Consider the following 16,380-nt stretch of genomic DNA (forward strand, 5'->3'; position numbering starts at 1 on the left):
GCTCGGCCGCAGCCCGGGTCTATACGAGCACCCGGTCCCGGTGGATCGGGCCGGACAGGCCGGACAGAGGCAGGCCGGTGCCCTGGCCGGCGGCGGCGACGATCTCCGCGGTGATGGAGACGGCCGTCTCCTCGGGCGTGTGGGCGCCGAGGTCGAGGCCGATCGGGGAGCGCAGCCGGGCCAGCTGTTCCTCGGTCACGCCCGCCTCGCTCAGCAGGCGCAGACGTTCGTCGTGGGTGCGCCGGGAGCCCATCGCGCCGATGTAGCCGACGGGCAGCGTCAGGGCCACCCGCAGCAGGGGGATGTCGAACTTGGCGTCGTGGGTGAGGACGCAGACGGCGGTGCGGGCGTCCACCTCGGCGCGCTCCAGGTAGCGGTGGGGCCAGTCGACGACGACGTCGTCGGCGTGCGGGAAGCAGGCGCGGGTGGCGAAGGCGGGCCGGGCGTCGCAGACGGTGACCCGGTAGCCGAGGAAGCGGCCCGCCTGGCTCAGCGCCGCGGCGAAGTCGACCGCGCCGAAGATCAGCATGCGCGGGCGGGACGCATGGACGTGGACCACGACGGACAGCCGCTCCGGGCAGGTGGCGGAGTCCCCGCCGACCTCCACCCGGGCCGTGCGGCCTGCCCGCAGCGGCCCCCGCGCCTGTGCGCCCACTTCCCGCCGCACCGTGCCGGTCAGTGTGCCGTGCCGGATGTCTCCGGCCGCGTCGACGTGCAGCATCCGGCCGAGCAGCTCTTCCGGGCCGTCGACGACCTGGGCCACGGCGGTGGGTCTGCCGTCGGCCACGTCCGCGAGGGCGGCGGCGAGGTGCGGCCGGTCCGCGGGTTCGACGCGCTGGACGAGGACGTCGAGTTCGCCGCCACAGGTCAGGCCGACGGCGAAGGCGTCGTCGTCGGAGTAGCCGAACCAGGCGCGCTGCGGGGCACCGCGGTCGCGGAGCGCCTGCCGGCACAGCTCGTAGACCGCGCCCTCGACGCAGCCGCCGGAGATGCTGCCGACCGCGTTGCCGTCGGCGTCCACCGCGACCGACGTCCCGACCGGCAGGGGTGCGCTGCCGGTGACGTCGACGACGGTGGCGAGAGCGAAGGGACGTGCGTCGCGACACCAGAGGTGCAGTGCGTCCGCGATGTTCAGCATGAACGGTCCTTCGTGGGGGTGTGGTCGGGGCGGGCCGCCGCCGCGCCGCGGGGGAGCGTCAGTACGCGGCGGCGGCCCCGGAAGGTCCGGCAGCCGGACGGGGGGACCTCCCCCACTGCCTTAAAGGCGTGGGGGGACCCCCAGCCGGACGAGGAAGGAGCGCCCCGGACGGATGCCGCTTCCTGCCGTGCCCGGGACACTCGGCTCAGAGCAACGCCTCGGCGGTGATGGGCAGTTCGCGGATCCTGCGGCCGGTGGCGTTGAAGACCGCGTTGGCGATGGCGGGCGCCACGCCTATCACCACGAGCTCGCCGAGGCCCTTGACGCCGAGCGGGTCGGCCTCGCGGTCCTCGCCGTCCAGATAGATCGCCTTGAGGTCGGGGATGTCGGCGTTGACGGGGACGAGGTAGTCGGCGAGGTTGGCGTTGACGATCCGGCCGTCGCGGTGGTCGGTGACCGTGTGTTCCAGCAGCGCCGTGCCGATGCCGCCCACGATGCCACCGAGGGCCTGGCTGTCGGCGAGCTTGGGGCTGACGATGCGGCCCGCGTCGTACACGCCGAGCACGCGCCGCACCCGCACCAGGCCGAGCGTCGCGTCCACGGCCACCTCGGCGAAGGTCGCGTTGTAGCCGTAGAAGGAGTGCCGCTCGGGCCCCGACGGCGGCGCGAAGGAGCCGTCCGCTTCGAGGTGGGTGCGGTCGTTGCGGGCCAACAGCCGCTGGTACGTCTCACCGCGGGCCGGGTTGCCCTGCACGTGCAGTCGGCCGCCCCGGACCACGACAGCGTCGGCCCGCACGCCGTACAGCGGTGAATCGCGGTCCTCGATCGCCAGCTTGATCGCCTGCCGCCGGACCTGGTTGCAGGCGTCGAGGACGGCGGAGCCGACGCTGGCCATGGTCATCGAGCCGCCGTGCGGAGGGGTCGGCGGGTAGAGGGAGTCACCGAGCCGGAAGGTGACCGTGCGCATGGCCAGCCCGAGGGCGTCGGCGGCGACCTGGGTCTGGGAGGTGTAGGTGCCCGGTCCCATGTCCGTGGCGGCGGCCTCCACCAGGGCGGTGCCGTCGGCGTCCAGGCGGGCGCGGGCCTGGGCGGGGAAGCGTGCGGTGTCGTACACGCCGGCGGCCATGCCCCTACCGATCAGCCAGTCGCCGTCACGCGTCGAGCGGGGCTCGGGACTGCGGCGGTGCCAGCCGAACTCGCGGGCGCCGACGGTGTAGCACTCGCGCAGCCGGCGGGTGGAGAACGGCAGTCCGTTCGACTCGTCCTCGTCGGGTTCGTTGCGCCGTCGCAGCTCGATCGGGTCGATGCCGAGCTCGTGGGCGAGCTCGTCCATGGCCGACTCGATGACGAAGGAGGCCGTCTGGAAGCCCGGGCCGCGCATGTACAGCGGCGTGGGCAGGTCCAGCGGCACCAGCCGGTACGCCTGGCGGACGTGGGGCATGCTGTAGAGCATCTGGCCGGCCGCCATGACGGCCTCGGTGAACTGCTCGTATGTCGAGGTCTCGGCGGCCATCTCGTGGACCGCCGCGGTCAGGCGGCCGCGCCGGTCGCTGCCGAGGCGCAGCCGGTACGCGTACGAGGGCCGGAAGCCCGTCCCGAGGTACATCTGCTTGCGGCTCAGCACCAGCTTGACGGGACGTTTCGTCTCGCGGGCGGCGAGCGCGGCGACGACGACGTGCGGCCAGCAGCGCAGCGCGGTGCCGAAGCCGCCGCCGACGAACGGCGAGATGACCCGCACCGCGTCCGTCTCCAGGCCGAACACCGCGGCGAGTTCGGTCTGGGTGCCCACCACCCACTGGGTCTTGTCCCACACGGTGAGTCTGTCGCCGTCCCAGCGGGCGATGGTGGCGTGGGGTTCCATCGGGTTGTGGTGGTTGCGGGCGGTGCGGTACGTCAGGTCCAGCCGTACGGCCGCCGAGCGCAGGGCGGCGTCCGCGTCGCCGCGCGCGTAGGTGGTCGGCTCGCCCGGCTCGGCCGCGGTGAGGTCGGTCGAGGGCCGCTCGGCGTCGTAGCCCACCCTCACCAGGCTCGCTCCGTGCTGCGCGGCCTCCAGGGTGGTGGCGACCACGACGGCGACCGGCTGGCCGTGGAAGCGCACCTGGTCGTCCTGGAAGACACGCAGCCGTCGGCCGGGCGGGTTGTTGGACCCGGCGTTGTCGCGGTACGGCAGCTTCGGCGCGTTGCGGTGACTGATCACCCGCAGCACGCCCGGCAGGGCTTCGGCGGCGCGGGTGTGGAGGGAGGTGATACGGCCCTTGCCGATGCCGGCGTCGACGACGACCGCGTGCACGACCCCGTCGACCTCGTGCTCGGCGGCGTACAGCGCCTTGCCCGTCACCTTCAGCCGGCCGTCCACCCGGGACAGCGGCGCGCCCACGGCTGCCTGCGGCTGGGGGCTCACTTGGTACCTCCTACGATGCGCAGCTGGCGTTCGACGGTCCGCTTGAGCAGCTCGACCTTGAAGCGGTTGTGCTCCAGCGGGCGTGCCCCGTCCGCTGCCTTCTCCGCGGCCGCTGCCCACAGGGCGTCCGAGGGACGTTCTCCGACGAGGTGCCGCTCGACCGTGGGCAGCTTCCACGGCACGGTGCCCACTCCTCCGGCGGCGACCCTCGCCTCGCGGATCACCCCGCCGCGCACCTGCAGCGCCACGGCCGCCGAGGTCAGGGCGAACTCGTAGGACTGCCGGTCGCGCACCTTCAGATAGCCGGACTTCAGCGGTCGGGGGAGGGCGGGTATCTCCACGGCCGTGATCAACTCACCCTGTCCGATGGCGTGTTCGCGGTTCGGGGTGCTGCCGGGCTCGAGGAGGAAGCCGGCGAAGGGGACCCGGCGCTCCCCGTCCGGCCCCAGCAGGCGCACGCTCGCCTCCAGGGCCGCGAAGGCCACGGCGACATCCGAGGGGTGGGTGGCCACACAGGCGTCGGAGGTGCCGAGGATCGCGTGAGAGCGGTTGAAGCCGTGCAGCGCGGCACAACCCGAGCCGGGCTCACGCTTGTTGCAGTCGGCGGTGACGTCCCGGAAGTACGTGCAGCGGGTGCGCTGCATGACGTTCCCGCCGATGGTGGCCATGTTGCGCAACTGGGCCGAAGCACTCAGCTCCAGCGCCTGCGAGACGACCGGGTACAGGGTGCGCACCTTCGGGTGGGCGGCGGCCTCCGCCATTCGCACCAGCGCGCCGATGCGCAGCCCGCCGCGCTCGGTGACGGTGACGTCGCGCAGCGGCAGGCCGGCGATGTCGACCAGGGTGCCGGGGCGTTCGACGGTCTCCCGCATCAGGTCGACGAGGGTGGTCCCGCCGGCGATGTAACGGCCGCCCCGGCGACCGGCGTCGAGGGCCTCGCGGGTGTCGGAGACGCGGGTGTAGGAGAAGGGGTACATGGCGGCCGCACCTCACTTCCGGCGCGCGGTCTGCTCGACCGCGCGCACGATCTTCACGTAGCAGCCGCAGCGGCAGATGTTGCCGCTCATCCACTCCCGGATCTCCTCCGGTGAGCCGGTGTGGCCCTCCTGGATGCAGCCGACGCCGGACAGGATCTGACCCGGGGTGCAGTAGCCGCACTGGAAGGCGTCCTCGTCGATGAACGCCTGCTGCAGCGGGTGCAGCCGGTCGCTGTCGGCCAGCCCTTCGACAGTGGTGACCTCGGCGCCTTCGAGGCGCACGGCGAGCGTCAGGCAGGAGTTCACCCGCTGCCCGTCGACCAGGACGGTGCACGCGCCGCACGCTCCGGCGTTGCAGCCCTTCTTGGAGCCGGTGAGACCGAGGTGCTCGCGCAGGAGGTCCAGCAGCGAGGTGCGGTTGTCGACCGTCACCGTCCGCCGGGTGCCGTTGACGGTCAGGGACACACGGCCGGCCGGCGCCGCCTCGGCGGCAGCCGCCTCCTCCGAGCCGGCCGGCAGGGACCCTCCGATCACGCCACCCGCCACGACGGCACCGCCGGCCGCCGTGGTGGTGGCGATGAAGGCACGCCGGGTGGGCGCCATGGAAGGGTCACCGGCTCCGGTGAGGGGCGGAACGTCGGACTCACGGAGTTCAGGGGACATAGGTACGCCTTCGCATCACGGACGGATCGGCCGTACCCAGCGGCACGGGCCTGAGGCGGGATCGTGGCCAGGGACCTGGAAGGCCACGCGCTCTGACAGCGGCGGCTGGTCACGCGGGCAGTCTGGCACCGCCGGCCCGGTCCGTGGGAGGGAGAGTTCTCTCCCCCGTTGCTCTTCTCCGACTCGTGCGCCCGGACCCGCCGGGGTCCTAGTGCTTTCTGCCGAGGCGGGTTGCGCCAGGAGACCGATTCCCGCCCGTCCTGGCGGCAATAGCGTGAGCCGCATGAGCGACGCGGCGCACAGAACCTCCCACGAACGCGCGATGGACGTTCTCCGGGGTTACACGGACCACGACGCCCTCGCAGTTCGAGAGGCGCTGGCCGGTCTGGACGCGGGCGGCTGGACAGAGGTGTACGCCGTCCTGAGCGGTCTGTTGCGCTCCACCATCAGCATCATGGAGCTGACCGGCAGGCGGTGGGAGCTCGACTCCCTGGTTCGGCACGCCGACGAAGTCGCCGCGGCGGCCCCGCCCCACTACGAGTTCGCCGTCGCCGAGGCGACGCGGGCCTGGGCCCGCGGAGACCAGCCGGCGATGCGCGCGTTGTCGGGCCGGGACCTTCCGGGGGCCGTGCACATGACGGCCGTGGGCGTCGCCGTCCTGGGTTCGGCCCTGTGGGGCAGGACCGGATTCCTCGGTGTTCTCGAGGAGTTCCACGAGACCGTCACCGCGCTGGTGAACGATCCACCTCCCGGCCTCTGACCACCCGACCGAGGCCTCCGGGACCTCTCGGGACCTGTGCCGGTCACCGCGCCGCGGAGTTGCGACGTCCTCGTTCGCCGGCTCCGGTCACCTGCTGTACCAGTCCACCCAGGTGGTCCGCAGCGGTGCGGTGGTGATCCGGCGTGCCGGCCCGGCGGGCGGCGCCGGCTCACGCCGCCGCCGAGGTGGATCACGGCTTGGGAGGGGCGCGGGGAAGACCACCGCTGACGGCCCGCGCGCATCACCGCATCAGGTGTCCAGTTGACGCAGCCGTTTCGCCGCGACCGCATCGCCCGCTTCGGCGAGGGCCCGCAACTCCGCGAGCGAAGCCTCGTCACCCCGATCGGCCAGCAGGTTGGCCAACTGCTCTCTCTCCATGAAGGCCCAGTCCTCGGGATCGTCCTCGTCCGCACGATCGAGGGGATCCAGCGTGTCCAGGTACTCCTCGTGGAAGCCGGCCGGGTTCTGCCACACCGCGTCGGAGAACACCCACACATTCACCGCGCCTGCCAGATCGCCCTGTTCGGCCATCAGTTCGGCCAACCGCTTCGTCGTGGGCGATCTGTCGCCATAGGCGCGGGCCCACACCCGCAGAGCGCCTTCCCGGTCGCCGTGCCGGGCCAGCAGCTCCCCCAACCGGCCTGCCGCGTTGCGGTCCCCGGCGTCAGCCCGGGCCCGCAGCTCCGCGATCTCGTCCTGGTTCGGCCCACTGCTGCCTGATCGATCTTCCACTACCGGTCACCTCATCCGCGAGCCCGAGGAGCACTGGCGACGGCACAGCCGTTCCTCAGAGCGTAGGCACTCCAGGAGGCCGGGACGAGGGTCCGTACCTGATCCTGTCCGCTCAGGCAGGGGAGACCAGCTGGTCCAGGAGTTGTTCCACGTTCGTCCGCAGGTCGGCGGCCGCGCTGTCGCGACCGGTCAGCTGCCTGAGCAGCGCCTGTTGGAACAGCCCGTCGAAGAACGCGTACGCCACGGAAGGCGACACGGCCGGAGGCGAGCCGGCCAACTCGGCGAAATGACTGACGATGCGCCAGATCATGCGCTCGAGGCTCTGGTCGATCTCGAGGACGTCGTCCCGGAACGACTCCTCGAACAGCCCCTGGTTGCGCAGGTCGTACCAGAGCCGGTGCATCGGCGCGTCCTCGCGCAGGGTGGCGGCCATCGCCTCGGCGAAGCGCCGCCTGAGCTCCTCGGCCGAGTCGGCGGTGACGACGATCTGGTCGTAGCGGGTGACGCACTCCGCCTTGTACTGCCGCACGCAGTAGGTGATCAGCTCGACCTTGTCGCGGAAGTAGTAGTGCAGCACGCCGTGGGAGAACTCGGAGTTCTGCGCGATCTCGCGCAGGCTCGTCCGGGCGTAGCCCAGCTCGGACAGGGTCTGCAGCGCGGACGCGGCCAGCTGGGCCCGTCGCTCGGCGAACTTGTCGACCTGCCGCCGGGAGATCCGGTCCGCGTTCTTGCCGTCCTTGCGCACGGTCTGGGTCACAGCTGTGTTCCCGTCAGCCTTTCCGCCAGGTCCCGCCCCGTGCGGGCTCCGGCACCAGGCTATCGCGGCCGGGGAGGATCACCCAGCGAAATCCTTGACAAGCGTCCAGCAAAAACTTGACGGGCGTCCAAAGAAGTCTTGACGACTGTCAAGAAATCGTCGACGCTGACGCCACTCAGCCATCTCGACGAGGAGAGGTTCCATGAGCGTGTACGACCTGACCGGGCGAAAGGCGCTGGTGACGGGCGGGGCCCGAGGACTGGGCGCGGGGATGGCCGAGGCGCTGGCGCGCGCCGGTGCCGCCGTCGTCATCGGCGACATCCAGGAGGAGTCGGGGAAGGCGACCGCCGACTCGCTGAGGGAGTCCGGCGCGACCGCCGGCTTCGTCTCCCTCGACGTGACCGAGGACGCGAGCTGGGAATCGGCGGTCTCGCAGACGATCGACGAACTCGGCGGCCTGGACATCGTCGTCAACAACGCCGGGGTGGAGATCTCCGGTCTGGTCGTGGACCTCGACCCGGCCGATGTCCGCAGGATGCTCGAGGTGAACGTCCTCGGGACGGCACTCGGCGTCAAGCACGCGTTCCGGGCGATGCGCCCCGGCGGCCGGGCGGGCGGCGGCGGTGCGGTCGTCAACATCGCGTCGGTCGCGGCGACCATCGCCTTCCCCGGCATCGCGGGCTATTCCGCCACGAAGTCGGCGGTGGACCGGCTGACCCGGGTGGCCGCGCTGGAGTCGGGCAAGCTCGGCTACGGCGTGCGCGTGAACTGTGTGTACCCCGGCCTGGTGCCGACCGAGATGGGCGCCCGGCTGGCCGCGGACATGGAGACCCTCGGGCTCTTCCCCAGCGCCGAGGCGGCGGTCGGCAGCGTGATCGGGCTGACCCCGCTCGGCCGGCTCGGCGAGGTCGCCGACATGGCCGACGCCGTGGTCTTCCTCGCCTCCGACGGCGCCCGCTTCATCACCGGGGCGGGCCTGCCCGTCGACGGCGGCATGGGCATGTGACGGGCTTCCGCCGACACCTCCACCTACGAAAGGCCGATCGATCATGAGCAACCGCAAGCCCGTCGTCGTCTACGGGGCCTCCGGCTACACCGGCCGCCTGGTCTGCGAGTACCTCCGCGAGTACAACGTCCCCTTCATCGCCGCCGGACGCGACAAGGCCCGCATCCAGGAAGTCCTGGACAAGGTCCCCGGGATCGACACCGTGGACCACGAGGTGGTCGAGGTCGAGCACGCGGTCGGCCCGCTCACCGAGCTCTTCCGCGGCGCCGACGTGGTGAGCAACATGGTCGGCCCGTTCATCAAGTACGGGCCGGAGGTCGTGGAGGCCGCCCTCGCCGCCGGCTGCCACTATCTCGACACGACGGGCGAGCAGGACTGGGTCCTCGACGCCCAGGCGCGGTGGGGCGACGCGTACGCCGAGAAGGGCCTGCTGCTGTCCCCCGGTGTCGCGCAGATGTACACCACCGGTGAGATCGCGGCCAACATCTGCCTGGAGACCCCCGGCCTGGACACCCTCGACGTGCTGGTGCTGTGGAAGGGCTTCCCCACCTACGCGTCGACCCAGACGATCTTCACCATCCTCAAGGCCGACTGGCACTACCTGGAGGAGAACCAGTACCGCAGGTGGGACCCGCTCACCGCCGTCGAGGTCGCCGTCCCCGGACAGCACGAGACGGCACTCGCCCTGCCGTGGGGCGGCACCGTGCATCCCGTGTGGTTCAGGAACGACCCCAGGGTGGCGACCTGCAAGGTCCTCGGCGGGGTCATGGACCGCGCCGTCATGCAGGGCGTGGTGGAGACGGTCAAGATGGTCGAGACGCAGATCAAGACCCTTCCCGCCGACCAGCAGGACGCCGCGCTCGCCGAGGTGGCCGCCTCGGTGCAGGCCGGCATGCCGCCCCGGGAGAACCCGCGCATCAACACGTCCGTGGACTCCGTGCACGCCTCGGGCCCGCTGGGGCGTGCCCACTGCGTGATCCACGGCAACAGCAACTACAAGCAGACCGGACTGCTCCAGGCGTACGCCGCGTACTGCCTGATCCAGCAGCCGCCCCGGCGTGTCGGCCTCGCCTCGGCCTGCCAGGCGTTCGGTCACCGCGAACTGCTCGGCGCGCTCAAGGCCTTCGGCCTCGTGCTCGACCCGGTCCTCACCGTCCACCGCTGATCCCTGGACCCGGAAACCCGGAGCAACCTGAAGGAATCAGGTGAAGCCCGGAGAAACGAGGATGACGTCGTGCGTCTGACCGACTATCTCGACAAGGGCGCGTCCCTGGGCCCCGGCGCGCCCTGCCTCACCACGGGGGGACACACCCTCACCTACGGCGAGGTCCAGGAACTGTCCTGGCGGGTGGCCCGGGCGTTGGACCGGTCAGGCGTACGGCCCGGGGACAAGGTGGCGGTGCTGTCCGCCAACGACCCCACCGCCTTCTCCTGCGTGTTCGGCATCTCCCGGGCGGGCGCGGTGTGGTGCCCCGTCAACCCGCGCAACGAGGCCGCCGAGAACCGCGAGTTGCTGGATCTCTTCGACTGCGTCTGCCTGATCTTCCAGGAGGCGTACGCCCCCCTGGTCGCGAAGATCCTGCCCGACCTGCCGAAGCTGACCACGCTGGTCTGCCTAGACGGCTCCCCGTCCTTCGCGACCCCGCTGGGGCCGTGGCTGGACGGCGGGCCCGGCGCCCCTGAACAGACGGAACCCCCCGCGCCCCTCACACCCCTCGACCCCTTCGCACGCGTCGACGACACCGTCATGCTCGTCGGCACGGGTGGCACCACGGGCCGGCCCAAGGGCGTGATGCTGACCGGCCGGAACATCGAGACCATGACGGCGCTGACGCTGATGAGTTACCCGTTCGGTCCGCCCGGCGACCGCCCGCTCTACCTGGCGCTCGCCCCGCTGACCCACGCCGCCGGGGTGCTCTGCTTCCCCGTCATGACGCTCGGCGGCGAGATCGTCATCATGCCCACGCCCGACCTCACCGAGTTTCTCTCGCTGGTCGAACGGCACCGGGTCACGCACACCTTCCTGCCGCCGACCCTGATCTACATGCTCCTCGGCCACGCCCGTCTCGGCAGCACGGACCTGACGTCCCTGCGCTGCCTCTGGTACGGCGCGGCCCCCATGTCGGCGGCCCGGCTGCAGGAGGCCGTCGAGCGGATCGGCCCGGTCATGGCACAGCTCTTCGGCCAGTCCGAGGCGCCCATGATGATCTCGACCATGGCGCCGGAGGACCACTTCCGTCCCGACGGCTCACTCGCCGTCGAACGCTTCGCCTCCGCGGGACGGCCGTCTCCGCTGGTCGGCGTCGCCATCATGGACGGCGACGGGCGGCTGTTGCCGCCCGGCGAACGCGGCGAGATCGTGGTGCGCGGCTCACTGGTGATGGCGGGCTACTACAAGAACCCGTCGGCCACCGAGGAGGCGTCCCGGCACGGATGGCACCACACCGGGGACATCGGCTATCTCGACGCCGACAACTACCTGTTCATCGTGGACCGCGCCAAGGACATGATCATCAGCGGCGGATTCAACGTCTACTCCGCAGAAGTCGAACAGGCGGTGATGGAGCACCCCGCCGTCCAGGACTGCGCGGTCGTCGGGCTGCCGGACGACAAGTGGGGCGAACGCGTGACCGCGGTCGTCCAACTCCACGCCGGAACGAGCGCGACCAGCGTCACCGACCCCGGCATCCGCGACTTCGTCAAGGCCCGGCTGGGGAGCGTCAAGGCTCCCCGGCAGGTCGAGGTATGGCCCGACCTCCCCCGCTCCAAGGTCGGCAAGGTCCTCAAGAACGAGGTCAGATCACGACTGCTCGGGAACGCGGACGACGCGCACGGCTGACACCGCGCGTCCCTCCTGGTGACCCTCGTGGGGGTGGCCGGCCGCGCCGCGACGGCGGTGCTCGGCACGCTGGTCGTGATCCCTGGCGACCGGATCGCCGGCCGTCATGTGCCGGAGTCGCTGAGGGAGGAGGACGCCGGCAGGTTCCGGTCGGCGGCCCAGGAGGCGAGGATGCGCAGCCGCTCGTGGGTGGGGGAGCCGGGGGCGGCGGTCCAGACGGTCAGGTGCTGGTCCGGATCGGTGTTGGCGGTGAGGGTGTCCCAGTCCAGGACGAGCTCTCCGACGACCGGGTGGTTGAGGGTCTTCGTCCCCACGGTGCGGGCCGCGACACGGTGGTCGCCCCACCACTTGGCGAACTGCTCGTCGCGCGTGGACAGTTCACCGACCAGCTCGATCAGACGCGGGTCTTCGGGATACTTCGCGGCCTCCATCCGAACCTGCGCCACGGCGATCTGCGCCGAGGTCTCCCAGTCGGCGTACAGGCTGCGCATCGCCGGATCCGTGAAGATGATCCGCGGGTAGTTGCGGTGCTTCTCCGGGATGCGGGCGAAGTCGGTGACCAGCGCGGCGGCCAGCGCGTTCCACGCCAGGATGTCCCCGCGTCGGCCCTGCACGATCGCCGGGGTGGCGGTGAGGTCGTCCAGGACGCGCTGAAGCTGGGGCTGAACCTGCTGCCTGCCGCGGCGCCGCGTGCGGACCGTGGTCCTGCCCGCGAGCTGGAAGAGATAGCCCCGCTCGTCCTCATCCAGGTGGAGCACACGGGCAAGGGTGTCCAGCACGGGAGCGGACGCCTGCATACGCCCCTGTTCGAGCCGGGTGTAGTAGTCGGTGCTGATGGAGGCGAGCTGGGCGACCTCCTCACGGCGCAGTCCGGCGACCCGGCGGGGCCCGCCGCTCTCCGGCAGCCCGACCGTGCGCGGGCTCAGCTTCGCACGGCGCTTCTTGAGGAATTCTCCCAGCTCATTGAGGGGGACATTGCCGGTCATGGTCCCAGCATGGCACCGATCGCACTCCGGGAAGGGGGGAGAGTTTCCTCCCAGGATGTTTTCCTCCCGGGAGCGTTTCTCCGCTTTTCGGGCCCGCGTCCACGTGTGAGCCTTGAGGTCGAGCAGCCCGGAGCGAAGCACGTCGTTCACTCCTGAAGCCCTGACCGCCGGCCGTGCCGCTCGTCCGGACCGGGCGTTCACGCTGCCCGGCCTGGACGGACGCACGGCCCCACCCCGTACAAGGACTCACCGTGACCACCTTCGCCCTCATCGGCGCCGGCACAGGCCTCGGGCCCGCCACCGCCCGGCGCTTCGGAGCCGCCGGCCACGCCGTCGCCCTCATCGCCCGCAACGCCCAGCACCTGGACGACCTGACGGCCGAGCTGGCCCGCGACGACATCGAGGTCCGTGGCTTCGCCGCCGACGTCCTCGACATCGAGTCCCTGACCGCGGCCCTGCACGCGGCCGGGGTCTCACTGGGGCCCGTCGAGATCCTCCAGTACAGCCCCGCGCCCCGAGCCGACTTCATGAAGCCGGTCCTGGACACCGGCGCCGACGACCTCGACGACCCCCTCGCCTTCTCCGTCAAGGGCCCCGTCACGGCCGTGAACGCCGTCCTGCCCGGCATGCGCGACCTCGGCCGCGGCACCGTGCTCTTCGTCAACGGCGGCAGCGCCGTACGACCGCACCCGGACCGGGCCGGCACCTCGATCGCCTTCGCCGGCGAAAGCGCCTACGCCCGCATGCTCCACGACGCACTCGCCCCGGAGAACATCCACGTCGCGCAGCTGATCGTCCCGGGAGCCATCCGGCCCGACGCCGAGCACAGCAGCCCCGAGGTCCTGGCCGAGCGCCTGTACGGCATCCACACCGAGCGGGACGGCTTCCGCCACTACGCCGAGCCCCTGCCCGACTGAGCCCCTGGACGTCCCATGAACCCGGCCACCCTGTCCGCCGCTCTCGCCCGCGTGGTGCCCGCCGCCGCCCTGATGGCTGTGACGGCGTGCACGCAAGAGTCGCCGTCGTCGCCCTCCACACCCCCGGTCACCTCGGCGCCCTCAGCGCCGGAAACGTCGTCAGCCCCGTCACCGACCAGGACTTCCGGCAGGAGAACCGCCATGAACATCCGCCTCACCGTCGACGGCCACCCCGTCACCGCCACCCTGAACGACAGCGCCACCGCCCGCGACTTCGCCACGCTTCTCCCGCTCACGCTGAAGGTGAGCGACTTCCACAAGACGGAGAGGATCGCCGATCTGCCGCGTCGGCTGTACACCTCCGGCGCCCCGGACGGAGCCGCACCGAAGGCCGGTGACCTGGCCTACTACGTGCCTTGGGGCAACCTGGCCCTCTTCTACCGCGGCTCTTCCCATTCCTCCGGTCTGGTCATCCTCGGCCGCGTGACCGATGACGGCGTCGAGCGGCTCGCCACCGCGGAGCAGGTCACCGTCGAAACGGTCTCCTGACCCGGCCCGCCGCTCACCGGCCCGAAGGCCCTGGTCGACAACGATCGGGCGTGCGATGCTCTGGTTGTCGCTTCCACGGCGCCGCCGGGGCGCCCGAGGCCCACGGGCCGAACCGGTGGGAGTAAGAGGCGGTGCGGGCGGCAACCGCACGCGTGACGCGCGACCGGCGTCCTGAGTAGACCCCACCGGGCCCGGCTTTCCACAGACGCCTCCCGCAGGCCGACGGAACTGGCTTCCCCATGGCCGGGTGCCGAAGATCCGGTAAACCTGCACACCGTTCACGGACAGGTCACGGACAGGCTTGACGAGACCTGAACACCAGTCACCAGTGAACCGGATGACGACCGTCGCGGCGCGAGGTGTCCGTCTTGCGCATTGACGCAACGGTGGTGCGTGCAGCGCGGCGGAAGGCCGTGTGAAGGAGTCGGCGTGTTCGGTCACCGCGCGGTCACACCGGTGAAGTCGGCTTTCGTACCGCGTCCCGTTCGAGCCTCGAGCGGCTGGCCGCCCCCTTTGCCGGCGTGCTTTGATCCTGCGCGCGGCGCAAGTCGCCGGCAGGGATCAGCCGTTTTCGGGAATCGGGCGAACTCTGCCTTTACGAAGTACCTATTCGAAGGGAACCGCGAGCAAATGAACCTTGCCCCCCGGGTGGAGACAGCCGAGATCTCCGACGCCGACCTGGACAACGTCTCCGGCGGCCTCGCGGCCGGCGGCTCCGGCGGTCTCTCCCTCGAGACGCCCGTCGCGGACATCTGCGCCGACCTCGTGGCCGTCGCTTCCACCGAGGGCCTTGCGTCGGGAGCGAGCGTCCACACGCACGCTCTGTGAGACACGTTCGTCGACTGGGGACCCGGATCAGAAGATCCGGGTCCCCAGTGGTTCTCGCCGCTGAGGACGAGGGGCGTGCGTCTCCTGCCTCAGACGGTCATGACGGCAGCGCCGGCGCGCTGGACACGCCCTGTCCGGCGGCCGGTTCGTAGGCGCTGATGACGTACAGGGCCTCGTCGTCGATGGCGTTCTTCTCCCAGTCCAGGGAGATCCGCAGGGGGTGCCCGTCGGACGCGTACTCCGCCTCCGCCGTGTCCGCGTCGTCGCTTCGGGCCTGTTCCAGCCTTCTCAGGAGCTCGCCGATCGTGGGCACTTCGCCGGGCAGCTCCCGTACCTGCCGTCGACTGTCCTCGTCGAGCCCGACCGCCTCCGCCACCCCGCCGTCCTGGACCTTCACCCGGAAGGTGCCCGCCAGGACCTGCGTGGTCGAGGTCAGGGTGTAGGTGTAGGAGGCCGGTTCCCGCCAGGCGGTCCTTGGCCCACTCCGCTCTGCGGATTCCGGTGGCGCCGTGGAGCCACAGGCGGCGGTTGCGCACAGCAGGGCTCCGATCAGCACGGCCGCAGCCGCGGTCACGGAACGGGGCTGGGAACGTACGGCAGTCATGGCGGCTTCCTCGGAGTCGACTACCCCTGTGACGCCGGCCGGCTCCGGAACGTTCACGACAGCCTGCCGACCGCCGCCCCGGGCGGTACCGTCCCAGGGCGACGGCGGTCAGGGTCAGCTCGGGGACGTCGCTCCCCGGTCCCCGACCGGCAGCCACCGCACTCCGTCGGTGTGGCTCACGGGTTCTCGTTCGCCGGTGGAGCGACCGTCCAGGTGTCTCCGCCGGCGAGGAGGGCGGCGAGGTCGCCCTTGCCGTGTTGTTCGGTCGCGGTGTCCAGCTGGTCGGCCATCTGTGTGTCGTAGACCGGTCGCTGGACGGCTCGGAAGACGCCGATGGGGGTGTTGTGCAGGGTGTCGGGGTCGGCGAGGCGGGAGAGGGCGAAGGCGGTGGTGGGGGAGGCGCAGTGCGCGTCGTGGACCAGGATGTCGGCTTCGTTGTCGGGGGTGACGGTGACGGCCTTGAGGTCGCCGGTCGTGCGGTCGCGTACCACGCCCTTGGTGAGGTCGCTGCCGAAGCGGATCGGTTGTCCGTGTTCCAGGCGGATCACGGCTTCCTGGGCGGACTGCTTGTCCTTGAGGGCGTCGAAGGCGCCGTCGTTGAAGATGTTGCAGTTCTGGTAGATCTCGATGAGTGCCGTGCCGGGGTGGGCGGCGGCCTGGCGCAGTACCTCGGTGAGGTGTTTGCGGTCGGAGTCGATGGTGCGGGCGACGAAGGAGGCTTCGGCGCCGAGGGCCAGTGACACCGGGTTGAAGGGGGCGTCCAGGGAGCCCATCGGTGTGGACTTGGTGATCTTGCCGACTTCGGAGGTGGGGGAGTACTGGCCCTTGGTGAGGCCGTAGATGCGGTTGTTGAAGAGCAGGATCTTGAGGTTGACGTTGCGGCGCAGGGCGTGGATCAGGTGGTTGCCGCCGATGGAGAGGGCGTCGCCGTCGCCGGTGACGACCCACACGCTCAGGTCGCGCCGGGAGGCGGCCAGGCCGGTGGCGATGGCGGGGGCGCGGCCGTGGATGGAGTGCATGCCGTAGGTGTTCATGTAGTACGGGAAGCGGGAGGAGCAGCCGATGCCGGAGACGAAGACGATGTTCTCCCTGGCCAGTCCGAGCTCGGGCATGAAGCCCTGGACGGCCGCCAGGATCGCGTAGTCGCCGCAGCCGGGGCACCAGCGCACTTCCTGGTCGGACTTGAAGTCCTTCATGGACTGCCTGGCCTCGGCCTTGGGGAC

Annotated in this window: 16 protein-coding genes; 7 read left to right on the top strand and 9 right to left on the bottom strand. The window is 71.1% G+C overall.

The features are described from left to right. Window positions 1-19: 19 nt before the first annotated feature. The 4 genes from ACPT94_RS36835 to ACPT94_RS36850 form a co-directional block, all read right to left on the bottom strand. Entirely contained in the window at window positions 20-1,138 is a 1,119-nt protein-coding gene (locus tag ACPT94_RS36835; RefSeq protein WP_425247827.1) for an XdhC family protein, read from the bottom strand. Between the two features lie 205 nt (window positions 1,139-1,343). Beyond that, the gene (locus ACPT94_RS36840; RefSeq protein WP_425247828.1) at window positions 1,344-3,539 is read right to left on the bottom strand and encodes a xanthine dehydrogenase family protein molybdopterin-binding subunit; all 2,196 of its coding nucleotides are present in this window, start codon (window positions 3,537-3,539) and stop codon (window positions 1,344-1,346) included. Beyond that, a complete protein-coding gene (locus ACPT94_RS36845; RefSeq protein WP_360347172.1) occupies window positions 3,536-4,516 on the bottom strand; it encodes an FAD binding domain-containing protein in 981 nt (326 codons plus the stop codon). Before ACPT94_RS36845 ends, ACPT94_RS36840 begins: the two co-directional genes overlap by 4 nt. A gap of 12 nt (window positions 4,517-4,528) precedes the next feature. Next, entirely contained in the window at window positions 4,529-5,179 is a 651-nt protein-coding gene (locus ACPT94_RS36850) for a (2Fe-2S)-binding protein (RefSeq protein WP_425247829.1), read from the bottom strand. A gap of 283 nt (window positions 5,180-5,462) precedes the next feature. On the opposite strand from ACPT94_RS36850, the gene ACPT94_RS36855 reads away from it, so the two are divergent. Next, a complete protein-coding gene (locus ACPT94_RS36855) occupies window positions 5,463-5,939 on the top strand; it encodes a hypothetical protein (RefSeq protein ID WP_360347168.1) in 477 nt (158 codons plus the stop codon). Between the two features lie 249 nt (window positions 5,940-6,188). On the opposite strand, the gene ACPT94_RS36860 is transcribed toward ACPT94_RS36855, so the two are convergent. Further along, window positions 6,189-6,671, bottom strand: a complete 483-nt coding sequence (locus ACPT94_RS36860; protein WP_425247830.1) for a hypothetical protein — start codon at window positions 6,669-6,671, stop codon at window positions 6,189-6,191. 112 nt (window positions 6,672-6,783) lie between these two features. Beyond that, complete coding sequence (locus ACPT94_RS36865) at window positions 6,784-7,428, bottom strand: TetR/AcrR family transcriptional regulator (RefSeq protein ID WP_360347164.1); 645 nt, start codon at window positions 7,426-7,428, stop codon at window positions 6,784-6,786. A 202-nt stretch (window positions 7,429-7,630) separates the two neighbouring features. On the opposite strand from ACPT94_RS36865, the gene ACPT94_RS36870 reads away from it, so the two are divergent. The 3 genes from ACPT94_RS36870 to ACPT94_RS36880 all read left to right on the top strand — a co-directional run bounded on the left by ACPT94_RS36870 (window position 7,631) and on the right by ACPT94_RS36880 (window position 11,273). Further along, the gene (locus tag ACPT94_RS36870) at window positions 7,631-8,434 is read left to right on the top strand and encodes an SDR family NAD(P)-dependent oxidoreductase (protein WP_360347162.1); all 804 of its coding nucleotides are present in this window, start codon (window positions 7,631-7,633) and stop codon (window positions 8,432-8,434) included. A 43-nt stretch (window positions 8,435-8,477) separates the two neighbouring features. Further along, entirely contained in the window at window positions 8,478-9,599 is a 1,122-nt protein-coding gene (locus ACPT94_RS36875) for a DUF5938 domain-containing protein (protein ID WP_425247831.1), read from the top strand. A gap of 69 nt (window positions 9,600-9,668) precedes the next feature. Next, window positions 9,669-11,273, top strand: a complete 1,605-nt coding sequence (locus ACPT94_RS36880) for an acyl-CoA synthetase (RefSeq protein ID WP_425247832.1) — start codon at window positions 9,669-9,671, stop codon at window positions 11,271-11,273. A gap of 104 nt (window positions 11,274-11,377) precedes the next feature. Here the strand turns inward: ACPT94_RS36880 and ACPT94_RS36885 are convergent, their stop codons facing one another. Next, a complete protein-coding gene (locus tag ACPT94_RS36885) occupies window positions 11,378-12,259 on the bottom strand; it encodes a helix-turn-helix domain-containing protein (protein ID WP_425247833.1) in 882 nt (293 codons plus the stop codon). A 251-nt stretch (window positions 12,260-12,510) separates the two neighbouring features. On the opposite strand from ACPT94_RS36885, the gene ACPT94_RS36890 reads away from it, so the two are divergent. The 3 genes from ACPT94_RS36890 (at window position 12,511) to ACPT94_RS36900 (ending at window position 14,553) form a co-directional block, all read left to right on the top strand. After that, window positions 12,511-13,176: an SDR family NAD(P)-dependent oxidoreductase gene (locus tag ACPT94_RS36890; protein ID WP_425247834.1), complete on the top strand. Its 666-nt coding sequence runs from the start codon at window positions 12,511-12,513 to the stop codon at window positions 13,174-13,176. A gap of 201 nt (window positions 13,177-13,377) precedes the next feature. Further along, the gene (locus ACPT94_RS36895) at window positions 13,378-13,725 is read left to right on the top strand and encodes a cyclophilin-like fold protein (RefSeq protein WP_425247835.1); all 348 of its coding nucleotides are present in this window, start codon (window positions 13,378-13,380) and stop codon (window positions 13,723-13,725) included. Between the two features lie 630 nt (window positions 13,726-14,355). Continuing rightward, window positions 14,356-14,553, top strand: coding sequence for a hypothetical protein (locus ACPT94_RS36900; RefSeq protein WP_425247836.1), 198 nt, complete (start codon window positions 14,356-14,358; stop codon window positions 14,551-14,553). A 97-nt stretch (window positions 14,554-14,650) separates the two neighbouring features. Here the strand turns inward: ACPT94_RS36900 and ACPT94_RS36905 are convergent, their stop codons facing one another. Beyond that, entirely contained in the window at window positions 14,651-15,157 is a 507-nt protein-coding gene (locus ACPT94_RS36905; RefSeq protein WP_425247837.1) for a DUF6174 domain-containing protein, read from the bottom strand. A gap of 176 nt (window positions 15,158-15,333) precedes the next feature. Continuing rightward, a partial coding sequence (locus ACPT94_RS36910) for a 2-oxoacid:ferredoxin oxidoreductase subunit beta (RefSeq protein ID WP_425247838.1) occupies window positions 15,334-16,380 on the bottom strand: 1,047 nt, incomplete at its 5' end.

Source organism: Streptomyces aurantiaciflavus (genome assembly GCF_049808595.1).
Classification (GTDB): domain Bacteria; phylum Actinomycetota; class Actinomycetes; order Streptomycetales; family Streptomycetaceae; genus Streptomyces.

Excerpts from the sequence above, each read along its gene's own strand:
- ACPT94_RS36845 (WP_360347172.1), bottom strand. The coding sequence starts at position 4,516 with ATGTACCCCTTCTCCTACACCCGCGTCTCCGACACCCGCGAGGCCCTC.
- ACPT94_RS36900 (WP_425247836.1), top strand. The coding sequence starts at position 14,356 with ATGAACCTTGCCCCCCGGGTGGAGACAGCCGAGATCTCCGACGCCGAC.
- ACPT94_RS36835 (WP_425247827.1), bottom strand. The coding sequence starts at position 1,138 with ATGCTGAACATCGCGGACGCACTGCACCTCTGGTGTCGCGACGCACGT.
- ACPT94_RS36905 (WP_425247837.1), bottom strand. The coding sequence starts at position 15,157 with ATGACTGCCGTACGTTCCCAGCCCCGTTCCGTGACCGCGGCTGCGGCC.
- ACPT94_RS36850 (WP_425247829.1), bottom strand. The coding sequence starts at position 5,179 with ATGTCCCCTGAACTCCGTGAGTCCGACGTTCCGCCCCTCACCGGAGCC.
- ACPT94_RS36855 (WP_360347168.1), top strand. The coding sequence starts at position 5,463 with ATGAGCGACGCGGCGCACAGAACCTCCCACGAACGCGCGATGGACGTT.
- ACPT94_RS36895 (WP_425247835.1), top strand. The coding sequence starts at position 13,378 with ATGAACATCCGCCTCACCGTCGACGGCCACCCCGTCACCGCCACCCTG.
- ACPT94_RS36885 (WP_425247833.1), bottom strand. The coding sequence starts at position 12,259 with ATGACCGGCAATGTCCCCCTCAATGAGCTGGGAGAATTCCTCAAGAAG.
- ACPT94_RS36870 (WP_360347162.1), top strand. The coding sequence starts at position 7,631 with ATGAGCGTGTACGACCTGACCGGGCGAAAGGCGCTGGTGACGGGCGGG.
- ACPT94_RS36875 (WP_425247831.1), top strand. The coding sequence starts at position 8,478 with ATGAGCAACCGCAAGCCCGTCGTCGTCTACGGGGCCTCCGGCTACACC.